Source organism: Kribbella sp. NPDC002412, from assembly GCF_053592935.1.
The window spans coordinates 12,880-35,316 of sequence record NZ_JBSFBL010000068.1 but is presented as its reverse complement, the minus strand read 5'-3'; the positions used below and the strand labels follow the sequence as shown (position 1 = coordinate 35,316).

The window sequence follows — 22,437 nt, the reverse complement described above, 5'->3', positions numbered from 1 at the left end:
ATCCTGGACGATGTGTTCGCGGAGCTGGACACGCAGCGCCGCGACCGGCTGGCCGCCTACCCGTCCACAGTGTCTTCGCCGATCACCTGACCCGGTTGGCACTAGGCGGCCCCGCCGAAGGCGCAAACGGAGCAGCCAACGCCGAAGGCGGTGTCGTTTGCCTCTCCACAGGTCTGGCGCTGAGTGCTTGGGCACGAATGACGGGTGCGCGCCCCGCCGAAGGCGCAAAGAGCTGTCGCCGCCGAAGGCGGTGCCTTCGCATGTCTGTGGTTCTTGTCGCCGAGCACCCGGGCGCAGATGACCGCTAGGCGGCCCGCCGGAGGCGGCAACAGAACAGCCGCCGCCTAAGGCGGTGCCCTTCGCGGGTCCGCGGGTCTTCTCGCCGAGCACCTGAACGTGGATGACCGCCAGGAGACCCGCCGAAGGCGGCAACAGGCAGCCGCCGCCGGAGGCGGTGTCCTTCGCGTGTCCGCGGGTCTGTCGCCGATCGCGTTGGCGCGGATGACGGGTGGGCGGCCCGCCGGAGGTGGCAACGGAACAGCTGCCGCCGGAGGCGGTGTCCTTCGGTGGCGCCTGGCTGATTTGTTTGAATGGTGTATTGCAGGATCGTTCAACAATCCTTATGGTGATCAGATCTGCGCTCTCCGTCCCCGGGAGGAACCATGTGGGTTCTGCTCGCTATCGCGGTGGTTGTCGTCGGGTTCGCCCTCCGGCTGAACTCGATGCTGGTCGTCACCGCGGCCGGTATCGTGGCCGGCCTGATCGGCGGCCTGTCACCGGTCAAGATTCTGAACGCGTTCGGCGACGGGTTCGCCGGCAGCCGGTCCGTCACCGTCTTCATCGTCACGCTGCCCGTGATCGGGCTGATCGAGCGTTACGGCCTGCAGCAGCAGGCGCGCAAGTTGATCGGCAAGCTGAAAGTCATGACCACCGGCCGGCTGCTGGCCATCTACCTGCTGATCCGGCAAGGTACGGCGGCCCTCGGCCTCACCAGCATCGGCGGCCCGGCGCAGGCGGTCCGGCCGCTGATCGCCCCGATGGCGGCCGGTGCCGCGGAGCGACGGTACGGCGGCCCGCTGCCCGAGAAACTGCAGGAGAAGATCAAGGGCTTCTCCGCCAGCGCGGACACGGTCGGCCTGTTCTTCGGCGAGGACATCTTCGTCGCGATCGGCTCGATCCTGCTGATCACCGGCTTCGTGGACGCGACGTACGGGCTGCACCTGGAGGCGATCGACATCGCGCTCTGGGCGATCCCGACCGGCATCTGCGCCCTGCTCATCCACGGCACCCGGCTGCTGCTGCTCGACCGGCAACTGGACAAGCTGCACGCGGCAGCCAAGGCCGAGAACGAGCAGGTGACCCGATGATCAAGGTCGAGTGGTTCTACTGGCTGTGCGGGATCTTCTTCGTCCTGATCGCGTTGCAGGTGGTCAACGACCGCAGCAACCCGAAGCGTCTCGGCAGCGCCGCGTTCTGGGGCATCCTCGGCGTCTCGTTCGGCTACGGCACGTTCGTGGTCAACAAGCAGGCGCCGGCCTGGCTGCTCGGCATCGCGGTGATCGGTCTCGCCGTACTGGCCGGCTCCGGCTTCCCGGGCCGCGGTCACGAGCAGACCACCACGCCGGCCGAGCGGGTCCGGTTCGCCGACCGCTTCGGCAACAAGCTTTTCCTTCCTGCACTGGTGATTCCGGTGGTCGCGGCGCTCTTCGGCGCCTGGCTCGCCAAGGTGAAGCTGAAAGACGGCCAACTTCTCCTGCAGAGTGGATCCGCCACGATCATCGGCCTCGGCGTCGCATCACTGCTCGCGCTGGTCGTTGGCATGGTCCTGCTCAAGCCGAAGTCACCGGCCGTCCCACTCCACGAGGGCAGGCGGCTGCTCGAGCACATCGGCTGGGCCGCGATCCTGCCGCAGATGCTCGCCACCCTCGGCCTGCTGTTCAACACCTCAGGCGTCGGCAAGGCCGTCGGCCGGGTGACGGATCACCTTGTTCCCAAGGGCTCGCTGATCGCCGCGGTCGCGCTCTACTGCATCGGCATGGCGGTGTTCACGATCATCATGGGCAACGCGTTCGCCGCGTTCCCGGTGATGACGGCGGCCGTCGGCTGGCCACTCCTGGTCGAGCAGTTCGACGGCACGCCGGCGATCGTGTTCGCGATCGGCATGCTGGCCGGCTTCTGCGGCACCCTCTGTACGCCGATGGCCGCCAACTTCAACTTGGTCCCAGCAGCGCTGCTAGAGATGAAGGATCAGTACGGCCCGATCAAGGCCCAGATCCCGACCGCGGTCCCGCTGCTCGCCTGCAACATCGTCCTGATGTACGTCTTCGCCTTCTAAGGAGTGCAAATGAAGTACGCCGCCGCCTGGGCGCAGATCGCCTGCGAGGTGCTCGAAACCCCCTACCCGTACGGCGCCGCGCACGCATCGCTCGGCCCGGACGACGTGGACGTGACCCCGCAGCGGTTGCATCCCGCCTTCCACGGCTCGTACGACTGGCACTCCAGCGCACACATGCAGTGGTCCCTGGTCCGGTTGCTCACGCTCGCACCGGACCAGGTCGGCCAGCGCCCCGCAAGCCTGCTCGACAACCGGCTCACTCCCGAAGCGATCGCGACCGAAGCGGCGTACCTGCGCGACCGGCCGTCGTACGAACGCCCGTACGGCTGGGCCTGGGCGGCCATGCTCGCCGCGGCGGGCAAGGACAGGTGGCCGCTCGGCGAGCTCGCCGACACCATCGCCGACCTCGTCCTCGGCTGGCTCCCGCGCCAGGCGTACCCGGTCCGGCACGGCGTGCACCTGAACACCGCGTTCGCGCTCGCCCTGCTCCTCGAGGCGTACGGCGACCTCGGCCGCACCGACGTGGTCGACGCGATCCAACAACGCTCGATCGAGTGGTTCGGCCAGGACACGGCGTACGACACACGCTTCGAGCCGTCCGGCACCGACTTCCTGTCGCCGGCGCTGACCGAAGCGGAGCTGATGCGGCGGGTCCTGAAGGAGGACGAGTACAAGACCTGGCTGACCGCCTTCCTCCCCGGCCTCGGCACCGACCAGCACCTGCATCTGCTCGAGGTCCCGGTCACCGACGACTCCGGTGACGGCCAACTCGCGCACCTGTCCGGCCTGGCGCTCGCCCGGGCCTGGCAACTGCGCACGATCGCGCCCGCGCTGCCGGACGTGGCGGACACCCTACGAGCCGGTGCCGATCGTCAGGTCGAGGCCGTCCTGCCCACAGTGACCGAAGGAGACTTCATGTCGACGCACTGGCTGGTCTCGTTCGCCCTACTGGCAACGCTTGCTGAGTAGTACCCGTCCAGCCGTGCCAGAGCTGGGCATACCAGCCTCCGTCGGCCAGCAACGACTCGTGCGTACCGGACTCGACCACCCGCCCATGGTCGAGTACGACGATCCGGTCCGCCTGCTCGGCCTGCGTCAACCGGTGCGCCACGACCAACGTCGTACGCCCCTCAGTAGCAGCCGAACTGGCTCGCTCCAGCTCACGCGCGCCCGCACTACCCGCTTCAGCCGTGGCCTCGTCCAGTACGGCGATAGGCGGGTCAGCAAGCACGAGTCGAGCAAAGGCGACCTGCTGTGCCTGCGCGCCCGTCAACTGGTGCCCGTTCTCGCCCACGACCGTGTCGAGCCCGTCAGGCAGCGCACGCACCCAGGCCGACGCCCCAACGACGTCCAACGCGGCCTCCACCTCAGCATCAGTCGCACCGGCTCGGGCCAGTCGCACGTCGTCCACCAGCGGTCCAGAGAAGACGTGGACCTCCTGGCTCAGCAGAGCGACCTGCGCACGAGTCCGATCCTCACCAAGCTCACGCACGTCCACACCACCGAGATGCACCGCACCGGCTGTCGGAGTGAGCACCCCGGCCGCAATAGCAGCCAGCGTCGTCTTCCCGGCCCCTGAAGCACCGACCAGCGCGACCCGCTCACCTGGTTCGAGCCGCAAGGTCACGCCGGCCAGCACCTCCGGACCGTCGTAGGCGTGCCCGACATCCAGCAACGACAACGACGCGTCCGCCGGCGCCCGACCCGCCGGCGGTTCCGGTACCTCCGGAATCTCCAGTACGCCGGCCAACCGCGCCAACCCCGCGGACGCGGTCTGGATCTGGTCGAACTCCATCAGCAGCATGCCGATCGGGTTGAACAGCCGGTGGAAGTACAACGCGGCCGCGGTCACCGCGCCGACGCTGACCGCATCGTCGCGGACCAGGTAGAACCCCGCAACCAGGATCGCGGTGAGGCCGACGAACTCGGCGTGGTTGATCCGCGACGAGAAGAAGCTGAACAGCTTGAAGACCTTCAGCGACAGGTCCCGCGCGACCGCCGAGGTGTTGTCGATCTTGCCGAGCTGCACGTCCTCCAGCCGGTACGCCCGGACCGTCGCGCTGCCACGCAGCGAAGCGATGATCGCCTCGGACCGCTCGCCCATCGCCACCCGCTCCTCGCGGTAGAACGGTGCAGAGCGCGGCAGGTACCACCGCAGCGCCCACACGTACATCGGCAAGGCCAGCAGTCCGGCCAGCCCGAGCCGCCAGTCCAGCGCAAACATGCCGACCGCGGTCAGTGCAATCGTCAGCGATGCAGACAGCAGCGCAGGCCCGACTTCAGTCAGCGCTGCCGCGACAGACGCCACGTCGCCGCCAACCCGGGACAGCAAATCGCCTGTGCGCACCTTGTCCAGCATCGGAGCCGGCAGCTGCAACGCCCGTTCGACCACCCGCTCGCGGATCCGCGCGAGCACCGTCTCGCCCACTCGCGCGACCAGCGTCACGCCGACCGCAGTGAGCAGTCCGGACACCAGCGCGGCTCCGCCGATCATCACGACCACCCGCACCACGGCCGATCGGTCCGCACCATCCGCGATGTCGTCGACCAGTACACCGAGTGCCCAGGGCGCGACCAGCCCGGCAGCACTCGCCACCGTGATCACCAAGGCCGCCAGCACCGACAGTCCAGGCAGCCGACGGATCTCCTGCCACAACACGGCCCACGTCGCCCGCGGCCCGGCGACCGGCAACAGGCTCATCGCAGAACCGCTTCCTGGTAGGTCGCGTCGGCGGCGGCCAGCTCAGCATGGATGCCTTCAGCAACCACCGATCCGTCCGACACCACGATCACCCGCTGCATCTTGCCGAGCAGCGCCGGGCTGCTGGTCAGCACCAACGTCGTCAGTCCTTCCCGCACCTCGGCGAGGCCCTCGGCCAGCAGCTCCTCGGTGACCGCGTCCACCGCCGTACTGGGGTCGTGCAGCACCAGCACCGGCGGCTCCGCCAGCAACGCCCGAGCCAGACCGAGTCGCTGACGCTGTCCACCTGACAGCGACTGGCCACGGTCGGCCAGCGGCCGGTCCAGCTCGTCGATCAGGTCGGCAGCCCCCGCCGCGGTCAGCACCCGCTCCAACTCCCCCGAGTCGACGAGCAGGTTGCTCCGCAGCGTCCCCTCGAACAGGTCGGTGTCATGCTGCTCCAGCAGGACCGTCCGTCGTACGACGTCGATGTCGAGCTCCTCGGTCTCCGTACCGCCGATGAGCAGTTTGCCGGTGTGGTCAGGCGCTCGACCCGCTACGACGGTCAGCAACGCGTCGGCGTCACGCGGGTCGTAGCAGAGCACTCCCACCAGCTCACCACGCCGCAGCGTCAGGTCAACCGAGGACAGTGACTTGTAGGAGACGCCAATCAGTTCCAGCAGCGGCTTCGCCGGGTCCAGCGTCGTCGCCGTACCACTGGCGATCAACGGAGGCGACGACAGCACGGATGCCAACCGGCCGGCCGACGCACGCGCCATGGCCGCTACCTGGCTTGCGTAACCGAGCGAACCCACCGGCTCCGCGACGAACTGCGCCAGGCCGACCACAGTGATCAGTTCGCCGATCGTGACCCGGTCCGTCAACGCGAAGTACCCGGACACGCCAGCAACGGCTGCGAGCAGCAGTCCGCTCAGCGCGGTGGTCACACCATCCTGCAACCCGTTGGTAGAGGCCGCACGCAAGGTGGCTCGCAGCGTCTCCTGGCTGGACCGCCGATACCGCTCAGCCGCGTTGTGCTGCGCGCCGATCCCACGCAACGTCCGCAGCCCACCCACCAGGTCAGTGGCGAGCGCAGTAGTCTGCGCGACCGCCTCCTGCTGCGACGACGTACGGCGAGTCAACAGCGGAGACAGCGCCTGAATCCCCAACACCAGCAGCGGTACGCCGATCAGCACCCCAAGCCCCAGCGGTACGTCGACCAGCAGCAGCGACACCGACGACACCACCGGCGCCGTGGTCGCCGCGAACCCGATCGACACCGCCCGCATCATCAGCGCGGCCTTCTCGGTATCGGACGTCGCGATCGACAGCAACTCGCCGGACCGCAGGCCGGTCCGATGACCACGGGGGTCGAGCACCCGGCCGGCGATCTCCAGCCGCAGCGCGTGCGTCTCGTACTCGATCGCCCGCACTACTTGGCGAGCACCGGTCTTCCAGGCGTTCGACAGGACGGCGAACAACACGACCATCATCAGCACGCACCAGAGCAGCGGCTCGACGTCACCGCTTGCCACCGCGCGGTCCACGAAGATGCCGATCGCCACTGGCACGGCCGCCTCGGTCGCCTGGTGCAAGGACAGCACCAGCACCCCGGTGATCATCCGCCCACGATGCCGCCGTACGGCGCGCCACAACAGTTCCCCACTCGACATAGTTAGGGAACCCTAACCCGGCCGAACCGATTGACACCGCCGCCAGTCCGCCGTACGGTCTCGCATCAATAGGAAACTTTCCTAACAGTTGAGTCCGTTCAGCGAGCCGACCACACAACAGCGGCGGAGGGAGGCAGGGTTATCCCATGGCAACCACACCCGGAACTCCCCGCCTGCTCCGCGCGATGAACGACCGCGCCGCCCTCGACCTGCTGCTGGCCGAGGGCCCGCTGTCCCGCACCACCCTCGGCAACCTCACCGGTCTGTCCAAGCCGACCGCGTCCCAGCTCCTCGCCCGGCTGGAAGCGGCCGGACTGGTCCGCGCCAGCGGCACCACGGCCGGCCGGCCGGGACCGAACGCCCAGCTGTACGAGATCAACGGCGGCATGGCCTACGTCGCCGGTCTCGACGTGACACCGACCCGGATCCGCTCGGCGGTCGCCGACCTGACCGGCAAGGTCGTCGGCACCTACGAGCTGCCCACGCCGGGCCGCAGCGCCAAGGGCACGGTCGAGCGGGTGCTCAAGGCGATCGACGGCGCGGCCGGTGAGGCCGGGCTGAACCGCGGCCGCCTGCACCGAGTCTCGATCGGCACCCCGGGTGGTTTCGACCCGACCACCGGCCGGCTGCGCTACGCCACGCACCTGCCCGGCTGGCACTCGCCACACCTGCTCGACGAGCTGGCCGCTTCGATCGCCGTACCGCTGGAGGTCGAGAACGACGTCAACCTCGCGGCCATCGCCGAGCAGCGGGTCGGCCACGCCAAGGACAGCGACAACTTCGTCCTGCTCTGGGGCGAGGAAGGCATCGGCGCCGCGGTCGTGATCAACGGCCGCCTGCACCGCGGTGCCACCGGCGGCGCCGGCGAGGTCGCCTTCCTGCCGCTGCCCGGCACGCCGCTGGTCCGCAACGTCAGCCGCAGCAACGCCGGCGGCTTCCAGGAGCTCGCCGGTGCCGAGCCCGTCCTCAAGCTGGCTCGCGAGCACGGCCTCAAGGCGCGTACGGCGGAAGCCGCGATCGCGACCGCACTCAAGACCGAGGGCGCCGGCGACGCTGTGCTGACCGAGTTCGCGCACCGACTGGCCGTCGGTCTGGCCGCGATCGTCGCGGTCGTCGACCCCGAGCTGATCGTGCTCGCCGGCGGCGTCATCACCGCCGGCGGCGAACGCCTGCGCGGCCTCGTCCAGGACGAGCTGGCCGAGCTCGCCGTACCGCGGCCGCGGCTGCTGATGACCGCGATCACCGACGACCCGGTCCTGGCCGGCGCGCTGCAGTCGGCCCTGACCACCACCCGAGACGAAGTCTTCGACACCGCAGGTCCACCCATCCCCTAGGAGTACGGATGCCACGCTTCAGTCGCGCACTACTGGCCACCTCAGCCGTCGCTCTGCTCGCCACCGCCTGTACCGGTACGTCGACCGCGCCGCAGCCCAGTGACGACGCCACCAAGGACGTCACGATCACCTTCTGGCACGGCTGGAGCGCGCCGGGCGAGGTGGCCGCGATCAACGCCAACATCAAGGCGTTCGAGGCGAAGCATCCGAACATCCACGTGAAGGCCGTCGGCAACATCAACGACGACAAGATCAAGCAGGCGCTGCGAGCCGGCGGGCCGAACGCGCCAGACGTGGTGTCCTCGTTCACCACCGACAACGTCGGCACGTTCTGCCAGTCGAACGTGTTCGCGGACCTGAAGCCGTTCCTGGACAAGTCCGGCGTCGACCTGGACAAGACCTTCCCGAAGGCGCTGCAGGACTACACCCAGTTCGAGGGCAAGCGCTGCACGCTGCCGCTGCTGAACGACGCGTACGGCCTGTACTACAACAAGGACGCCTTCAAGGCCGCCGGCATCACCGCGCCGCCGAAGACGCTGTCCGAGTTCGACGCCGCCGCCAAGAAGCTCACCAAGGTCAAGGGCGACTCCTACAGCCAGCTCGGGTTCATGCCGAACTTCCACGGCTACGAGTCGACCACCACGCACTTCGCCGCCCAGTGGAACCCGACGTACTTCACCGGCGACGGCAAGTCGAACCTGGCCGCCGACCCGGCGTTCGCGAAGATGCTCACCTGGCAGAAGAACCTGGTGACCGAGCTCGGCGGGTTCGCGAAGCTGGAGAAGTACCGCGCCACCTTCGGTGACGAGTGGGGTGCGAAGAACCCGTTCCACACCGGCCAGGTCGCGATGGCGATCGACGGCGAGTGGCGGCTCGGGATGGCCAAGGACGCCGGCGTGAAGTTCGGCATCGGCGTCGCGCCGTTCCCGGTGCCCGACGACCAGGCCGACAGCTACGGCAAGGGCTACCTGTCCGGCACCATCATCGGCATCGCGAGCACCAGCCAGAAGCAGAACGCGGCCTGGGAGCTGGTCAAGTACATGACCACCGACACCGACGCCGTGGTCAGCTTCTCGAACGCGATCCATAACGTGCCGTCCACGCTCGAGGCGCTGAAGTCGCCGAAGCTGGACGCCGACCCGAACTTCCGGACCTTCCTGGAGATCGCCCAGCACCCGAAGAGCAACACCACGCCGGCCAGCCCGAACGGCGGCGCGTACCAGCTCAGCCTGCAGGACTTCGGCTTCGCCTACGAGTCCGGCAAGGTCACCGACCTGGCCGGCGGGCTGGCCAAGACCGACCAGCAGATCGACAAGGACCTGGCGCAGGTCAAGTGATGGTCTCCGCGGGCCTGCGACAGAAACGCCGCAGGGAAGCGGTCCGCAACGTCGCGTTCCTCTCCCCCTGGCTGATCGGCGTCAGCGTCTTCTTCCTCTACCCGCTGATCTCCACCGTCTACTTCAGCTTCATGCGGTACGACGGTTTCACCCCGCCGACCTGGACCGGCCTGAAGAACTGGCAGTACGTCTTCACCGACTACCCGTTCTTCTGGCCGGCGCTGCGTAACACGCTGTGGCTGGTCGTCGTGATGGTCAGCCTGCGGGTGGTCTTCGGGCTCGGCATCGGGCTGCTGATCACCAAGGTCAAGACCGGCGCCGGGATCTTCCGGACCGCGTTCTACCTGCCCTACCTGGCGCCGCCGGTGGCCGCGACGATGGCGTTCGCCTTCCTGCTCAACCCGGGCACCGGGCCGGTGAACAACATCCTCGGCAGCATCGGGTTGCCGCAGCCGGGCTGGTTCAACGACCCGCAGTGGTCCAAGCCGGCCCTCACGATGCTCGCGTTGTGGGGGATCGGCGACCTGATGGTGATCTTCATGGCGTCGCTGCTCGACGTGCCGAAGGAGCAGTACGAGGCGGCGTCGCTGGACGGAGCGGGCCCGTGGCAACGGTTCCGGTTCGTGACGCTGCCGAACATCTCGCCGATCGTGCTGTTCGCGGTCGTCACCGGCGTGATCCAGACCATGCAGTACTACACCCAGCCGCTCGTCGCCGGAAAAGTGGCCAGTGGCGTGATCGGTGGCTCCGGGCAACAGTTCGAGCCGGGCTACCCGGACAAGTCCACGCTGACGTTGCCACAACTCGTGTACCACCTGGGATTCCAGCGCTTCGACACCGGGGGCGCGTCCGTGATCGCGCTGGTGCTGTTCGTGCTGGCGATGGTGTTCACCGCGTTCCTGATGCGCCGCGGCAGCGGCTTCCTGGCGACCAACGACTGAGCAGCATTCATGACTATACCGATGCCACGCCTCCGGCGCGGCGCGTCATGGGGCTGGAACTCCCGCCCTTCCCTCGTCACTCCAGTCGCTTCGCTCCCTACGCTCCTCAGTCCAGGCCGGGAGGCCCCATGACGGCCACGGTTGCGGCCGCGCCGGTCGGAATCACCTCGGCCGCCCGGGCGGCACGCCGTACCAGGGTTCTGGAGTGGGTCGCGGTGCACTCGCTGGCGATCGCCGCGGCGTTGTTCTTCGTACTGCCGTTCGTGTTCGTCTTCCTGACCGCGGTGATGAGCGACCAGCAGGCGCTCACCCGGGACCTGTGGCCGAACAGCTGGCACTGGGACAACCTGCGGACCGTGTGGGAGACGCCGGGGTTCCTGACCTGGTGGAAGAACACGCTGATGTACGCCGGTCTCGGCACGGCGCTGACGTTGCTGTCGAGCATCCCGGTGGCCTACGCGCTGGCGCGTTTCAAGTTCCGTGGCCGGAACCTCGCGCTGATGCTGGTCATCTCCACGATGATGCTGCCCCCGCAGGTGGTGATCGTGCCGATGTACCTGTTCTGGGCCAAGCAGTTGCACCTGTCCGGGACGTTGTGGCCGCTGATCATCCCGATGGCGTTCACCGACGCGTTCTCGGTGTTCCTGCTCCGGCAGTTCCTGCTGACCATCCCGAAGGACTACGTGGACGCCGCGAAGGTGGACGGCTGCGGTGACTTCAAGGCTCTGGTCCGGATCGTGCTGCCGATGGCGAAACCGGCCGTCGCCGCGGTCGCGCTGTTCCAGTTCTTCTACTGCTGGAACGACTACTTCGGCCCGCAGATCTACGCCAGCGAGAACCCGGCGGCCTGGACGCTCAGCTACGGCCTGGAGTCGTTCAAGGGCGCCCACCACACCAACTGGAACCTCACCATGGCGGCCACGCTGCTGGTGCTGGCACCGGTGATCATCCTCTTCTTCTTCGCCCAGAAGGCCTTCATCGAAGGCGTCACACTCACAGGGGTCAAAGGTTGAAACTCACAGTCGTAGGCGGCGGATCCACCTACACTCCCGAACTCGTCGACGGCTTCGCCCGGCTGCGCGACACCTTGCCGGTGACCGAGCTCGTCCTGGTCGACCCGGCCGCCGACCGGCTCGAACTGGTCGGCGGCCTGGCCCGGCGGATCTTCGCCAAACAAGGCCATCCAGGCCGCGTGATCACCACGACCGATGTCGATGCGGGCATCGACGGCGCGGACGCCGTACTGCTGCAACTGCGGGTCGGCGGGCAGGCCGCGCGGAACGAGGACGAGACGTGGCCGCTGGAGTGCGGTTGCGTCGGCCAGGAGACCACCGGAGCCGGCGGACTCGCGAAGGCGTTGCGGACCGTTCCTGTGGTGCTCGACATCGCCGAGCGGGTACGGCGTGCCAACCCGGACGCCTGGATCATCGACTTCACCAACCCGGTCGGGATCGTGACCCGGGCACTGCTGTCGGAGGGACACAAGGCGGTCGGACTGTGCAACGTGGCGATCGGGTTCCAGCGGCGGTTCGCGGCGATGCTCGGAGTTCGGCCTGAGCAGGTCGAGCTGGATCACGTCGGGCTCAACCACCTGACGTGGGAGCGCGCCGTACGCGTGAACGGCGAGGATGTGCTGCCGAAGCTGCTGGCTGATCATGGCGCTGAGCTGGCCGAGAGCCTGAAGCTGCCGGCCGAGTTGCTGCGGCAGTTGGGCGTGGTTCCGTCGTACTACCTGCGCTACTTCTACGCGCACGACGAGGTGGTGCAGGAGTCGCTGACGAAGCCGTCGCGGGCGGCTGAGGTGGCTGCGTTGGAGAAGCAGTTGCTGGAGCTGTACTCCGATCCGTTGCTGGATGAGAAGCCTGCGTTGCTCGAGCAGCGGGGTGGGGCCTACTACTCCGAGGCCGCGGTCGCGCTGGCGTCGTCGCTGCTGAACGACACCGACGACGTGCAGGTGGTGAACACGTTGAACAACGGGACGCTGCCGTTCTTGCCGGACGACGCGGTGATCGAAGTGCCTGCGGTCATCGGGGCCGGTGGCGCGCAACCGTTGCCTGTGGCACCTGTCGAGCCCTTGTACGGCGGCCTGATCAGTCACGTGACGGCGTATGAGGACCTGGCCCTGGACGCTGCTCTGAGGGGTGGCGCCGAGCGCGTGTTCAACGCGCTGCTGGCGCATCCACTGGTCGGGCAGGTCTCGATCGCGCGCGAACTGACGGACCGGCTGCTGGCTCACAACTCGGCGTACCTCCCGTGGGCTCCATGATCGTCCCCGGCGGCGTGCTCGCCTTCGACGCCGGCAACAGCAAGACGGACGTCGCCCTGGTCGCCGCGGACGGATCAGTCCTCGGTACGGCGCGGGGCGGCGGCTTCGAACCGCAGAACATCGGAGCCGCCGCGGCGGTCGCGGGACTCGAGCCGCTCGTGATCGCCGCAGCCGCGGCGGCCGGGCTCGAGGTCGGCGACGTACCGCTGGTCCAGCAGGTGTCCGCGTGCCTGGCGAACGCGGACCTGCCGATCGAGGAGGAGTGGCTGGCCGACGCCTTCGACTCCTACGGCTGGGCGGAGTCGGTGCACGTCACCAACGACACGTTCGCGTTGTTGCGGGCGGGCGTCGACGAGCCGCTCGGAGTCGCGGTCGTGTGTGGCGCGGGGATCAACTGCTCGGGCCTGCTCCCGGACGGGCGGACCGCGCGGTTCCCGGCGCTCGGCAAGCTGACCGGCGATTGGGGCGGTGGGCAACAACTTGCCGAAGAGGCGATCTGGGCCGCCGCTCGCGCGCACGACGGCCGCGGGCCGGCGACCGCGCTCGTCCAGGCGTTGTCGGCGCACTTCGGCGTCTCGTCGCTGACCGCGCTGTTCGAGGGCTTCCACCTCGGCGACATCCCCTCGTCGCGAAAGCTGGAGGCGACGCCGGTGCTGTTCCAGGTCGCTGCCGCGGGTGACGCGGTGGCGGCTGCGATCGTACGGCGGCAGGCCGAGGAGATCGTGTCGATGGCGACCGTCGCGCTCCGGCGGTTGGACCTTCTCGACGAACCAGTGCCGGTGGTGCTCGGTGGGGGCGTGTTGACTGCCGGTCACCCGTTGCTGGTCGACACCGTCGTACGCCTGCTCTTCGAGGCTGCTCCCAAGGCGGTGCCGCAGGTGGTCGACGTGCCGCCGGTGGTGGGGGCGGCGCTGCTCGGACTCGACCAGATCGGGGCGCCTCTCGAGGCTCAGGCGAAGCTCCGGGCGGCGTTCGCGCTTGAACGGGGTTCTGTAGAGGTGTAATCATGATTACATGAGTACGAAGACTGAGAGTGAGCGGGTGCGGGGCTGGCTGACCGGGCGGCTGCCGGGCGACTGGTTCGAGGGTGAGCCGGAGCTGACCATCGACCGGGACGAGATCCTGATCGTCGGGCGGATTCCGGCGCCTGAGCAGAAGGCCGACGTCAGCGCGGCCGAGCGGTCCGCGGCCGAGGAGGGCCGGATCAAGCAGTACCGCGAGGACACCCGCGAGCGCCGGATCGAGATCGCCCGCGAGCTGGAGCACGCGACCCGGCGCAAGGTCGCCTGGGGTGTGCACTGCGGCGACACCACGACGATCTTCACGTCCCTGTCCGCGCCGGTGATGACCCGGCTGCGCCAGCCCGAGCGCCAGGTCCTCGACACCCTCGTCGACGCCGGCGTGGCCCGCTCGCGCAGTGACGCCCTCGGCTGGTGCGTCAAACTCGTCGCCCAGCACAGCGAAACCTGGCTCGCCGACCTCCGCGAAGCCATGACCAAAGTAGAAGACGTCCGCCGCGCCGGCCCAGACACCACGAAGGACTGACGCCCCACCCCACGACCCGGGCATCCCCCCGCACACCCCCACCCCACCACCCGGCATCCCCCGCAGCCCCCGCCCCGCCCGGCTTTCCCCCCGCACTCCCCCACCCCACCACCTGCATCACCCCGCACTACTTCCCCGCCCCGCCGCGCGCAGCGCGGCGGGGCGTCCTCACACCTGAGGCCCGGGGGCGGGGGCAACTGAGAGCTTCATCACAAGCAGTTACGGCCGTCGCACCTACGGGAGCGGCGGCCGTAACTGTTGCTTCGGCGAATTCTAATGAACGTAGCAGCGCCGACATCTTGCCTACTTCGTGGGTCTATGCTCACATTATGGGTAGTTGAAAGCCCTACCTGTCCCCAGCTGCCCGTTCTGAAGGACTTCCGCTCATGACTTCTGATGTCGGAGTACTCATCAACACAGCGATCGCGATCCTCGCGATCGTGGTCCTCATCGTCCGATTCCGGGTCAACCCGGTGATCTCGCTCGTGGTCGGCTCGCTGTACCTCGGCCTGGTCAGCAAGCTCGGCCTCGACAAGACCGTCGAGACCATCACCAAGGGCTTCGGCGACATCATGGCCGAGGTCGGCCTGCTGATCGCCTTCGGTGTCCTGATGGGCTCGATCCTGCAGGAGCTCGGCGCGATCGAGCGCCTGGTCAAGCACCTGCTCAAGCTCTTCGGCCCGAAACGGCTCCCGTACTCGATGGCGCTGACCATCGCGACCATGCTGCAGTCGATCTACCTCGACGTGCTGCTGGTCATCTCCGCGCCGCTGGCCCGTTCGGCGGCCCGCCGGATCGGCCCGCTCGGCCGCGCCCGGATGGCGACCGCGCTGGCGATCGGCCTGGAGTGCGGCATCGTGCTCATGGTTCCCGGCGTCGGCGCGCTGGCGCTGGCCGCGCTGCTGAAGGTCCCGCTCGGCAAGATGCTGATCTGGGGTCTGGTGCTGATCATCCCGACCGTGCTGATCGCGATCGCGATCATGACCTTCCTGTTCCGCCGCGGCTTCTGGAACGAGGCCGTCGACGAGCAGCAGGAGCTCGTGACCGAGACCGTCGAGGTGAAGGACGCCGTCACGGTCGGCGGCGGCTCCGACGCGGGCGAGTCCGAGGTACGCCGTACCGGGTCGGCCGGTGGTGCTGGTGACGCCGCCGACGTGGACGAGAGCGGGCAACCGCCGCTGTTCGTCCTGTTCGTGCCGATGCTGACCGCGCTGCTGCTGATCGGTTTCGGCGCGATCGCCGAGGCCGCGAACTGGGAGAACAAGATCGTCGCGCTGATCTCGGACCCGGTCGTCGCGCTGCTGGTCGGCCTGATCGGGACCTGCCTGATCGGCCGGTTCGCGATGGGCCAGCCGCGGGTGGAGAAGGCGATCGCCCGCGGGTTCAAGGAGAGCGGCCAGATCCTGATCCTGACCGCGGTCGGCGGCTCGCTCGCCGCCGTGGTCGCGGCCGGCGGACTCGGCGACATCCTGCGCGAGTACTTCAGCGCCAGCACGGTGGCCCCGCTGCTGCTGGTCTGGGTGATGGCCGCCGCCCTGCACGTCGCGGTCGGCTCGGTGACCATCTCCGCGATCACCGCCGCCGGCATCCTCGCCCCGATCGCCCCGGCCCTCGGCCTCGACCCCGTCCTGATCGCGCTGGCGGCCGGCTCCGGCTCGCTGTTCGCGGTCCACGTCACCAGCAACACGTTCTGGCTGCTGCAGTCATTGATGGGCCAGACCACCCGCGGCACGTTGAAGAGCTGCACGATCGGCGTCTCGGTCGCCTCGGTGGTCGCGATCGTGCTGCTGATGCCGCTGAGCCTGCTGTTCTGATCAAACCAACCTCTGGAGAGCTACTGCTATGACCACGAGCGAGTCGCCGGCGCCACTGGCCGGTGTCCGGGTCCTCGAGCTCGGCAACTACATCGCCGCGCCCACCGCGGGCCGCCTGCTGGCGGACTTCGGCGCGGAGGTGATCAAGGTCGAGCGCCCCGGCACCGGTGACGAACTCCGCAACTGGCGGCTCTACGCCGGGTCCACGTCGCTGCTCTACCGCACGATCAACCGCAACAAGCAGTCGATCGAGCTGGACCTGCGCAGCGAGTTCGGCCGCCGTACGGCGATCGACCTGGTCCGGCAGTGCGACGTCGTGCTGGAGAACTTCCGCCCCGGCACGCTCGAGGCCTGGGGCATCGGTCCCGACGTCCTGAGCGCGGCGAATCCGGAGCTGGTGCTGACCCGGATCTCCGCGTTCGGGCAGACCGGACCGATGTCGGACCGGCCCGGTTTCGCGGCGGTCGCCGAGGCGCACGGCGGCTTCCGCGAGCTGGTCGGGCACCCGGACCGGCCGCCGGCCCGAGTCGGGATCTCGATCGGCGACTCGATCGCGGGCCTGTACGCCGGTTACGGCTCGGTGATGGCGTTGTTCCAGCGCGACGTACGCCGTACCGCCGGACTGCCGCCGGCGCCGCTGGCGGAGCGGGTCATCGACGTGGCGCTGAACGAGTCGATGCTGTCGATGATGGAGTCGCTGATCCCCGACTACGAGGCGTACGACGTGCTGCGGGAGCGGATCGGCGGCCGGATGGAGGGGATCGCACCGTCGAACGCGTACCTGTGCCAGGACGGCGACAGCATCATCGTGGCCGGCAACGGCGACCGGATCTTCCAGCGGCTGATGACGCTGATCGGCCGCACGGATCTTGCGGACGACGCCGAGCTGCGCTCGAACGCGGGCCGGTGGGCGCGGCGCGACGAGCTGGACGAGGCGATCGGCGCCTGGACCGCCGGGCGCTCGGCCGCGGCCGCGATCGAGGAGCTGGAGCAGGCCGGAGTCCCGTGCGGGCCGATCTACACCGCACGGGAGATCAGCCGGGACGAGCAGTACGCCGCTCGCGCGATGATCCAGCGCTTCGACGTGTCCAACGGCGCCGAGGTGCTGAAGGACGTCGGCTTCCCTGGCGTCGTGCCGGTCATCGGCGGGCAGTCGCTGCCGATCCGCAGCCTCGGACCGGAGCTGGGTGAGCACACCGAGCAGGTGCTCGGCAAGCTGCTCGGGTTGAGTCCGGCCGAGATCCAGCGCGGGATGCGGGACCTCGAGGAGGCGTCATGACCACCGCCCTGCGGGACGTGACGCTGCGGGACGGGTTGCAGCTCACCGGGAAACCGTTGCCTACGGCCCGTAAGGTCGAGCTGATCAGGTCTTTGCTGGCGCTAGGGGTTCCGGCGCTCGAGATCGGGTCGATGGCCCGGCCGGACCTGGTGCCCCCGATGGCCGACACGCTCGACGTGATCCGCGCGCTGACGCCGGCCGAGCTGGACAAGTGCTGGATCTGGGTCGCGACGCCGCGGCACGTGTCGCGGGCGGCCGAGGCCGGGGCGCGGAACTTCCAGTACTGCCTGTCGGCGTCGGACAAGCACAACCAGGCGAACATCGGGCGCTCCACGGCGGACAGCCTCGCCGCCCTGCCGTCGGCGGTGGAGCTGGCGGGTTCGGGCTCGGTGCAGCTGTGCATCGCGACCGCGTTCACCTGCCCGTTCGAGGGTGAGGTCCCGGTGGAGCGGGTGCTCGACATCGTGCTCGACCATCGGGCCGACGGGACGACCGACGTCGTACTGTGCGACACCCTCGGCCAGGCGATCCCGTCGCAGGTCTACGACCTGGTCAGCCGTACGGCGCAGATCGACGACCGGCCGATCGTGTACCACGGCCACGACACGTGGGGGCTCGGCGTGGCGAACAGCCTGGCCGCGATCGACGCCGGCGCGACCACCGTGGACGGGTCGCTCGGCGGCCTGGGCGGATGCCCGTTCGCACCGGGCGCGGCCGGGAACACCGCCACCGAGGATCTGGTCTTCGCGCTTCGGCCGGACTGGCTGACGCCGGCCAGGTTCGGTGAGCTCGTCGGGCTCGGGCGCGACCTGCTCGCCGATCTCGACGAACCGAACCGGTCCCGGTCCGCCCAGGGGGCCGGCGCCAGCACCACGACCTTTCCCTGGGCGTCATGAACCACCCGCCCCACCCGCCCCCTGCGGCCGGAAGCCGGGCGCTCGCACCGGGACCGATGGGCTTGTACACCCAACAGCCTGTGCCGGCCCGACAGACGGTGCCGATGCTCCCAGCAGCCGGCGGGTGGGGCGGGTGCTCCGGCACCGGAAGAGGGCCGGTGTCCGGAGTGCCCCGCCGTACCGGGCTGGTGGGGCGGGTGTACGTCGTTCAGCGGCGGTTGGCCGTCCCTCGGCCCGGCCTCCTCTCCCGGGCCGGGGGACCCCGTCCGGAGTGTGGTGGTGAGACATGATCGAGGGTTCGCAACCGGGTGTCGCCTACGCTGAGTCCATGGCGTCAGCTGATCCGGTGGGTGGAAGTGGGCAGCCGCTTCTGGTGTTGGGGAAGATCGGGGAGATCCTGGATGCGTTCTCGCTCGACCGGCCCTCGCTGACGCTCGGCGAGATCCGGGACGCGACCGGGTTCCCGACGTCGACCGTGCAGCGGCTGGTCACGAACATGGTGTCGCTCGGGTTCCTCGACCGGCAGGGCGATCAAGTGCGGGTCGGCGTCAAGATGGCGTACTGGGCGGCGCCGGCGGTGAAGGGTGTCGACGTACTCGATCTGGTCGTGCCGGTGCTCAAGCAGCTGCGCGACGCGACCGGCGAGACGGCCGCGTTCTTCCGGGCCGAGCAGGGTCATCGGGTGTGTGTGGCGCTCGCCGAGACGCATCACGCGCTGCGCCGGGAGATGCACGTCGGCAAGATCATGCCGCTGCACGCCGGGTCGGCCAGCCGCGTCCTGCTCGCGTGGGACGACTCGCTGGCGCAGTCCGTCCTGTCGCAACCGCTCGGGCCGATCACCGACAGCACGATCACCAGCGCGGACGAGCTGGCCGCGGTGATCAAGCAGACCCGCGCCGACGGCTACGCGATCACCATCGGCGAACGCGAGCAGGGCGCCTCCGGCCTCTCCGCCCCCGTCTTCAAGGCGAACGGCGAACTGGCCGGCTGCATCACCATCAGCGGCCCCACCATCCGCATGCCCCTCGACCGCTGCCTCGAATGGCTCGACCTCCTGGTCGAATCCGCCGAACACGCCACCCGCCTCCTCGGCGGCCGCTTCCCCACCACCATCTAGCCCCCTCGCGGCCACCCGACCGCCCTCAGCCCGCCACAGCCCGCCACAACTCGACCGGATAACCCCGCGCGTTGTGCCTTCTCCCCTCGCACACCACCAGAGAACCCACAACACCAGCGGATAACCACCATCGGCCCGATCCGCGGATGCCCGCGGAGCTGGGGCATTCACGTCGCCAGCTGCTCTTGCCTACAACCAGCACGCCCCGCGGGAGGCGCGGGGCGTGCGGGTTCTGGGTTGGTGGTTGTCAGCGTTGGTTGCCCTGCCAGTTGCCGTCGGGGGTGGTGCCGTTGGACCATCCGGCTTGGGGAGCGCCGTGGTGTGCGGGGTGTTGTTCCTGGGGCGGCGGGTAGTTGCCCTGGTCGTAGCCGCCCTGCTGGTATCCACCCTGGTCGTAAGCGCCGTTCGACATCGTGCCGTTGGACATCGTGTCGTCGGGTTGCGGCTTGAGCTGGCTGCGGTCGAAGAGGTTGCTCAGCGCCCGGCCCGCCAGCTCGCGGCCGCCGAGCCCGAACGCCAGGCCCATCGCCAGCGCCGCGCCCGCGAGCACGATCAGCAGCGTGTTGCCGGTGAGCTGTACGGCGATCCCGAGCTGGGTCAGCGCGGCGAAGGCGGCGTACACCAGGACCGCGTACTTGCCGACCTTGGCCAGCGTCTCGTTGCCGGTGGCGCCACGGATGATCGCGGCCAGGAAGTTCGCGAACAGCGCCGCCAGGCAGATGATCACGATCGCGGCGAAGATCCGCGGGATGTAGCCGAGCATGTCGCTCATGAACGCCGAGATCTCGGGCACCCCGAGCGCCGAGGCGAACATCGTGAAGCTGATCAGGAACACGAACCAGAACACGACCTTGCCCAGCATCGCCGAAGCGGTCAGCCCCGTGCCGGACCGCTGCAGGACGCCGGACACACCGGCTCGTTCCATCCACTGGTCGAACCCGACCTTGCCGAGCAGCTTCCCGACGAGCTTGCCGAGCACCTTGGCGACGAAGTACCCGATCACCAGGATGACGAGCCCGCCGAGCAGGTTCGGGACGAATCCGAGAAGCTTGCCGAAGGCATCTTCAAAGGGCTGCGTGAAGTCGATCGCTAACGCGGACATCGAAACTTCCTTCCGGACAGGCCCGCATCCGCTGCCGCGCCACACTGCACACGACCCCGGCACGGGCGGATGCAGTGGTGTCTGGTATTCCCCGTTCCCCGCGCCGCGCACCCCAAACGGTTGTCTCAGGCATGTAAAACGCCTGCAACGAAAAGTGTTTGCATAAGGCAATCACCGTCGTACCCCTTTGCCCGTTACCCCCGCGGGGTGAACCGGTCAAGCCGGTTGAGATGCTGGGGTCATGACCGCCGAGATGTCTGCCCAGTCTGCCCCGGACGTGGTGATCCGCCGCGCCACCGCCGACGACGTCGCCGGGATCGTCGCGATGATCGCCGACGACCAGCTCGGCGCGACCCGCGAGTCGGCCGACGACCTCACGCCGTACCTGCGCGCCTTCGAGGCGATCGACGCCGACCCGAACCAGGTCCTCGTCGTCGCCGACCGCGCAGGCGAGCTGATCGGCACCCTCCAGCTCACCATCATCCCCGGCCTGTCCCGCCGCGGCTCCAGCCGCGGCCTCGTCGAAGCCGTCCGCGTCGCCGCCTCCGCCCGCGGCTCAGGCCTCGGTACGACGCTCATGGAGTGGGCCGTCCAGGAGTCCCGCAACCGCGGCTGCACCCTGGTCCAGCTCACCTCCGACAAGACCCGCGCCGACGCCCACCGCTTCTACACCCGCCTGGGTTTCACCAACTCCCACGAGGGCTTCAAACTCAAGCTCAACTGACCTTCTTGGCGGCGGCGGTGTAGGTGTTGCAGGAGGCGGTGGCGGTGGATTTGAAGGCGGGGGACGCCCAGAGCCACTGGTTCTTGCGGGAGCCGTGGTCGCGGACCTTCTTCGGGTTGTACTCGTCGCCGCTGTGCTGGGTCTGCCACTCCCACATCTCGAGTTTCTCGCCGGACAGGCCCATCGACTTCTTGTTGGCGCCGAGGAACAGCGCGCCCAGGCAGGTCGCCTGGAGCTCGGTACGGCGGGACCACTCGAGCTTCTCCGCCTGCGTCTTGGCCCAGCCCTTCCGCGACCAGGCCGCGTTCAGGATGTGGGTCAGCTCCTGGACGTGGTGGCCGTACTCGTGCGCCATAGTGTCCATCATCCAGACCCGGGCGGCGAGCGGGTCCTCCTTGTAGTTCTTCAGGTCGTCCTGCCAGTCGATGGCGATGGCGTGGTCGGCCGGGCAGTAGTACGCCGTCTCCGCCTCGCCGGTGCACGTGGACGCGGGCGCCTGCTTGCTCTGCAGCACGATCTTCGGCGGCACGAACTCGTACCCGGCCTTCGTCACCACCGGCTCCCAGGCCTTGTTGAGGCAGGGCAGGAGCGCCTTGTAGTAGTTCAGGATCGCGGACTGGGTGTTCGGCTTGACCGCCGGCTCCTTGCAGTTGACGGAGGCGACCTTGCCCACCGTGTACAGCTTGTTCTTCCGGAGGCGGTCGAGGTCGGGCACCGGCGTCACCGTGACCGTGACGGTCGGGTCGGCGGGGACGGGCAACGGGGCCTCGGTCTTCTTGACCGAAGGCCGGGCCATCGGGCTGTCGACCGAGTCGTACGAGTTGATGAGCTGGAACCCGGCGACCGTGCCGCCGGTGAGCAGCACCAGGGTCAACGCGGACAGCCCGGCGATCACGGCCTTCGAGTTCTGGCGGGCCGGTGTGGTCGGCAGCGGCTCGTTGGAGTACTGCGCGCCGGTCCCCGAGTACGGCGAGTGCCAGCCGACCCGGCGGGATCTGCCCGCCCGACGAGTCCCAGCCAGCGGTGTGAGCGGGGCACCTGGCAGCGGCGCGGGCGGGGGTGCGCCGAAACCGGGCTCCGTGCCGGGATCCACCGGGAGCGGCCGGGCAGTCTTCCGCAGCGTCGGGTCGATCGGGCCGAGAGTGCGGGCCTTGCCCAGGTTCAGCGACTGCTTTCGCTCCGCCGCACGCGCCCGGTCGCCTTCGGTGAGGATGTCGCCGGCGCCGCCGGGCATGAAGTGCCCCGGCTTCGGCGAGACGGAGCGCGCCGTACCCGGACCGGTCACCGCCGCGACCCGGCCTGGATCGGCCGGCGGGGGGGCGCCGGCCGGGGCCGATGGATCAGTGTCCGGGTGCTCCTCAGGCATCGCTCGTCCCCATCGTTTGTACCCTGTC

The 22,437-nt window shown here is 68.9% G+C and carries 19 protein-coding genes; 15 read left to right on the top strand and 4 right to left on the bottom strand.

The features are described from left to right. Positions 1-662: 662 nt before the first annotated feature. The 3 genes from ACWCOV_RS36295 to ACWCOV_RS36285 are packed head-to-tail and all read left to right on the top strand — an operon-like array spanning position 663 to position 3,304. Positions 663-1,367, top strand: a complete 705-nt coding sequence (locus ACWCOV_RS36295; RefSeq protein WP_449833898.1) for a DUF969 domain-containing protein — start codon at positions 663-665, stop codon at positions 1,365-1,367. Further along, positions 1,364-2,335 carry a DUF979 domain-containing protein gene (locus tag ACWCOV_RS36290; RefSeq protein WP_449833897.1) on the top strand — a complete coding sequence of 324 codons (972 nt, stop codon included), beginning with the start codon at positions 1,364-1,366 and terminating at the stop codon, positions 2,333-2,335. The genes ACWCOV_RS36295 and ACWCOV_RS36290 overlap by 4 nt, the downstream gene beginning before the upstream one ends. 9 nt (positions 2,336-2,344) lie before the next feature. Then, on the top strand, positions 2,345-3,304 hold the full coding sequence (locus ACWCOV_RS36285) for a DUF2891 family protein (RefSeq protein WP_449833896.1): 960 nt from the start codon (positions 2,345-2,347) through the stop codon (positions 3,302-3,304). On the opposite strand, the gene ACWCOV_RS36280 is transcribed toward ACWCOV_RS36285, so the two are convergent. Together ACWCOV_RS36280 and ACWCOV_RS36275 are read right to left on the bottom strand one after the other, a co-directional pair. Then, complete coding sequence (locus tag ACWCOV_RS36280; RefSeq protein ID WP_449833895.1) at positions 3,249-5,036, bottom strand: ABC transporter ATP-binding protein; 1,788 nt, start codon at positions 5,034-5,036, stop codon at positions 3,249-3,251. The two genes, ACWCOV_RS36285 and ACWCOV_RS36280, sit on opposite strands and share 56 nt — an antisense overlap. Beyond that, the gene (locus ACWCOV_RS36275; RefSeq protein WP_449833894.1) at positions 5,033-6,688 is read right to left on the bottom strand and encodes an ABC transporter ATP-binding protein; all 1,656 of its coding nucleotides are present in this window, start codon (positions 6,686-6,688) and stop codon (positions 5,033-5,035) included. Before ACWCOV_RS36275 ends, ACWCOV_RS36280 begins: the two co-directional genes overlap by 4 nt. Before the next feature lie 146 nt (positions 6,689-6,834). Between ACWCOV_RS36275 and ACWCOV_RS36270 the strand changes: the two genes are divergently transcribed. The 11 genes from ACWCOV_RS36270 (at position 6,835) to ACWCOV_RS36220 (ending at position 19,217) form a co-directional block, all read left to right on the top strand. After that, positions 6,835-8,022 carry an ROK family transcriptional regulator gene (locus ACWCOV_RS36270; RefSeq protein ID WP_449833893.1) on the top strand — a complete coding sequence of 396 codons (1,188 nt, stop codon included), beginning with the start codon at positions 6,835-6,837 and terminating at the stop codon, positions 8,020-8,022. An 8-nt stretch (positions 8,023-8,030) separates the two neighbouring features. Continuing rightward, positions 8,031-9,359, top strand: coding sequence for an ABC transporter substrate-binding protein (locus ACWCOV_RS36265; protein ID WP_449833892.1), 1,329 nt, complete (start codon positions 8,031-8,033; stop codon positions 9,357-9,359). Then, the gene (locus tag ACWCOV_RS36260; RefSeq protein WP_449833891.1) at positions 9,359-10,300 is read left to right on the top strand and encodes a carbohydrate ABC transporter permease; all 942 of its coding nucleotides are present in this window, start codon (positions 9,359-9,361) and stop codon (positions 10,298-10,300) included. The genes ACWCOV_RS36265 and ACWCOV_RS36260 overlap by 1 nt, the downstream gene beginning before the upstream one ends. A 128-nt stretch (positions 10,301-10,428) precedes the next feature. Then, the gene (locus ACWCOV_RS36255) at positions 10,429-11,313 is read left to right on the top strand and encodes a carbohydrate ABC transporter permease (RefSeq protein WP_449833890.1); all 885 of its coding nucleotides are present in this window, start codon (positions 10,429-10,431) and stop codon (positions 11,311-11,313) included. After that, positions 11,310-12,566, top strand: coding sequence for a 6-phospho-beta-glucosidase (locus ACWCOV_RS36250; RefSeq protein WP_449833889.1), 1,257 nt, complete (start codon positions 11,310-11,312; stop codon positions 12,564-12,566). Before ACWCOV_RS36255 ends, ACWCOV_RS36250 begins: the two co-directional genes overlap by 4 nt. Continuing rightward, positions 12,563-13,570: an N-acetylglucosamine kinase gene (locus tag ACWCOV_RS36245; RefSeq protein WP_449833888.1), complete on the top strand. Its 1,008-nt coding sequence runs from the start codon at positions 12,563-12,565 to the stop codon at positions 13,568-13,570. The genes ACWCOV_RS36250 and ACWCOV_RS36245 overlap by 4 nt, the downstream gene beginning before the upstream one ends. Positions 13,571-13,580: 10 nt before the next feature. Beyond that, entirely contained in the window at positions 13,581-14,111 is a 531-nt protein-coding gene (locus ACWCOV_RS36240; protein ID WP_449833887.1) for a hypothetical protein, read from the top strand. A gap of 386 nt (positions 14,112-14,497) precedes the next feature. Further along, on the top strand, positions 14,498-15,925 hold the full coding sequence (locus ACWCOV_RS36235; protein WP_449833886.1) for a GntP family permease: 1,428 nt from the start codon (positions 14,498-14,500) through the stop codon (positions 15,923-15,925). A gap of 28 nt (positions 15,926-15,953) precedes the next feature. Beyond that, positions 15,954-17,204 carry a CaiB/BaiF CoA transferase family protein gene (locus ACWCOV_RS36230; RefSeq protein ID WP_449833885.1) on the top strand — a complete coding sequence of 417 codons (1,251 nt, stop codon included), beginning with the start codon at positions 15,954-15,956 and terminating at the stop codon, positions 17,202-17,204. Further along, positions 17,201-18,100 carry a hypothetical protein gene (locus ACWCOV_RS36225; protein WP_449833884.1) on the top strand — a complete coding sequence of 300 codons (900 nt, stop codon included), beginning with the start codon at positions 17,201-17,203 and terminating at the stop codon, positions 18,098-18,100. The genes ACWCOV_RS36230 and ACWCOV_RS36225 overlap by 4 nt, the downstream gene beginning before the upstream one ends. A 328-nt stretch (positions 18,101-18,428) precedes the next feature. Further along, positions 18,429-19,217, top strand: coding sequence for an IclR family transcriptional regulator (locus ACWCOV_RS36220; RefSeq protein ID WP_449833883.1), 789 nt, complete (start codon positions 18,429-18,431; stop codon positions 19,215-19,217). A gap of 247 nt (positions 19,218-19,464) precedes the next feature. Here the strand turns inward: ACWCOV_RS36220 and ACWCOV_RS36215 are convergent, their stop codons facing one another. Next, positions 19,465-20,319, bottom strand: coding sequence for a mechanosensitive ion channel family protein (locus tag ACWCOV_RS36215; protein ID WP_449833882.1), 855 nt, complete (start codon positions 20,317-20,319; stop codon positions 19,465-19,467). 241 nt (positions 20,320-20,560) lie between these two features. On the opposite strand from ACWCOV_RS36215, the gene ACWCOV_RS36210 reads away from it, so the two are divergent. Then, positions 20,561-21,043: an N-acetyltransferase family protein gene (locus ACWCOV_RS36210; RefSeq protein ID WP_449833881.1), complete on the top strand. Its 483-nt coding sequence runs from the start codon at positions 20,561-20,563 to the stop codon at positions 21,041-21,043. Here ACWCOV_RS36210 and ACWCOV_RS36205 read toward each other — a convergent pair. Continuing rightward, positions 21,036-22,409 (bottom strand): neutral zinc metallopeptidase, encoded by a 1,374-nt coding sequence (locus tag ACWCOV_RS36205; protein ID WP_449833880.1) that lies wholly within the window; start codon positions 22,407-22,409, stop codon positions 21,036-21,038. The genes ACWCOV_RS36210 and ACWCOV_RS36205 overlap by 8 nt on opposite strands. Positions 22,410-22,437: the final 28 nt, after the last annotated feature.

Bases quoted from the DNA above. Each gene is read 5' to 3' on its own strand.
- ACWCOV_RS36295 (WP_449833898.1), top strand. From the start codon at position 663: ATGTGGGTTCTGCTCGCTATCGCGGTGGTTGTCGTCGGGTTCGCCCTC.
- ACWCOV_RS36290 (WP_449833897.1), top strand. From the start codon at position 1,364: ATGATCAAGGTCGAGTGGTTCTACTGGCTGTGCGGGATCTTCTTCGTC.
- ACWCOV_RS36285 (WP_449833896.1), top strand. From the start codon at position 2,345: ATGAAGTACGCCGCCGCCTGGGCGCAGATCGCCTGCGAGGTGCTCGAA.
- ACWCOV_RS36280 (WP_449833895.1), bottom strand. From the start codon at position 5,036: ATGAGCCTGTTGCCGGTCGCCGGGCCGCGGGCGACGTGGGCCGTGTTG.
- ACWCOV_RS36275 (WP_449833894.1), bottom strand. From the start codon at position 6,688: ATGTCGAGTGGGGAACTGTTGTGGCGCGCCGTACGGCGGCATCGTGGG.
- ACWCOV_RS36270 (WP_449833893.1), top strand. From the start codon at position 6,835: ATGGCAACCACACCCGGAACTCCCCGCCTGCTCCGCGCGATGAACGAC.
- ACWCOV_RS36265 (WP_449833892.1), top strand. From the start codon at position 8,031: ATGCCACGCTTCAGTCGCGCACTACTGGCCACCTCAGCCGTCGCTCTG.
- ACWCOV_RS36260 (WP_449833891.1), top strand. From the start codon at position 9,359: ATGGTCTCCGCGGGCCTGCGACAGAAACGCCGCAGGGAAGCGGTCCGC.
- ACWCOV_RS36255 (WP_449833890.1), top strand. From the start codon at position 10,429: ATGACGGCCACGGTTGCGGCCGCGCCGGTCGGAATCACCTCGGCCGCC.
- ACWCOV_RS36245 (WP_449833888.1), top strand. From the start codon at position 12,563: ATGATCGTCCCCGGCGGCGTGCTCGCCTTCGACGCCGGCAACAGCAAG.
- ACWCOV_RS36240 (WP_449833887.1), top strand. From the start codon at position 13,581: ATGAGTACGAAGACTGAGAGTGAGCGGGTGCGGGGCTGGCTGACCGGG.
- ACWCOV_RS36235 (WP_449833886.1), top strand. From the start codon at position 14,498: ATGACTTCTGATGTCGGAGTACTCATCAACACAGCGATCGCGATCCTC.
- ACWCOV_RS36230 (WP_449833885.1), top strand. From the start codon at position 15,954: ATGACCACGAGCGAGTCGCCGGCGCCACTGGCCGGTGTCCGGGTCCTC.
- ACWCOV_RS36225 (WP_449833884.1), top strand. From the start codon at position 17,201: ATGACCACCGCCCTGCGGGACGTGACGCTGCGGGACGGGTTGCAGCTC.
- ACWCOV_RS36220 (WP_449833883.1), top strand. From the start codon at position 18,429: ATGGCGTCAGCTGATCCGGTGGGTGGAAGTGGGCAGCCGCTTCTGGTG.
- ACWCOV_RS36215 (WP_449833882.1), bottom strand. From the start codon at position 20,319: ATGTCCGCGTTAGCGATCGACTTCACGCAGCCCTTTGAAGATGCCTTC.
- ACWCOV_RS36210 (WP_449833881.1), top strand. From the start codon at position 20,561: ATGACCGCCGAGATGTCTGCCCAGTCTGCCCCGGACGTGGTGATCCGC.
- ACWCOV_RS36205 (WP_449833880.1), bottom strand. From the start codon at position 22,409: ATGCCTGAGGAGCACCCGGACACTGATCCATCGGCCCCGGCCGGCGCC.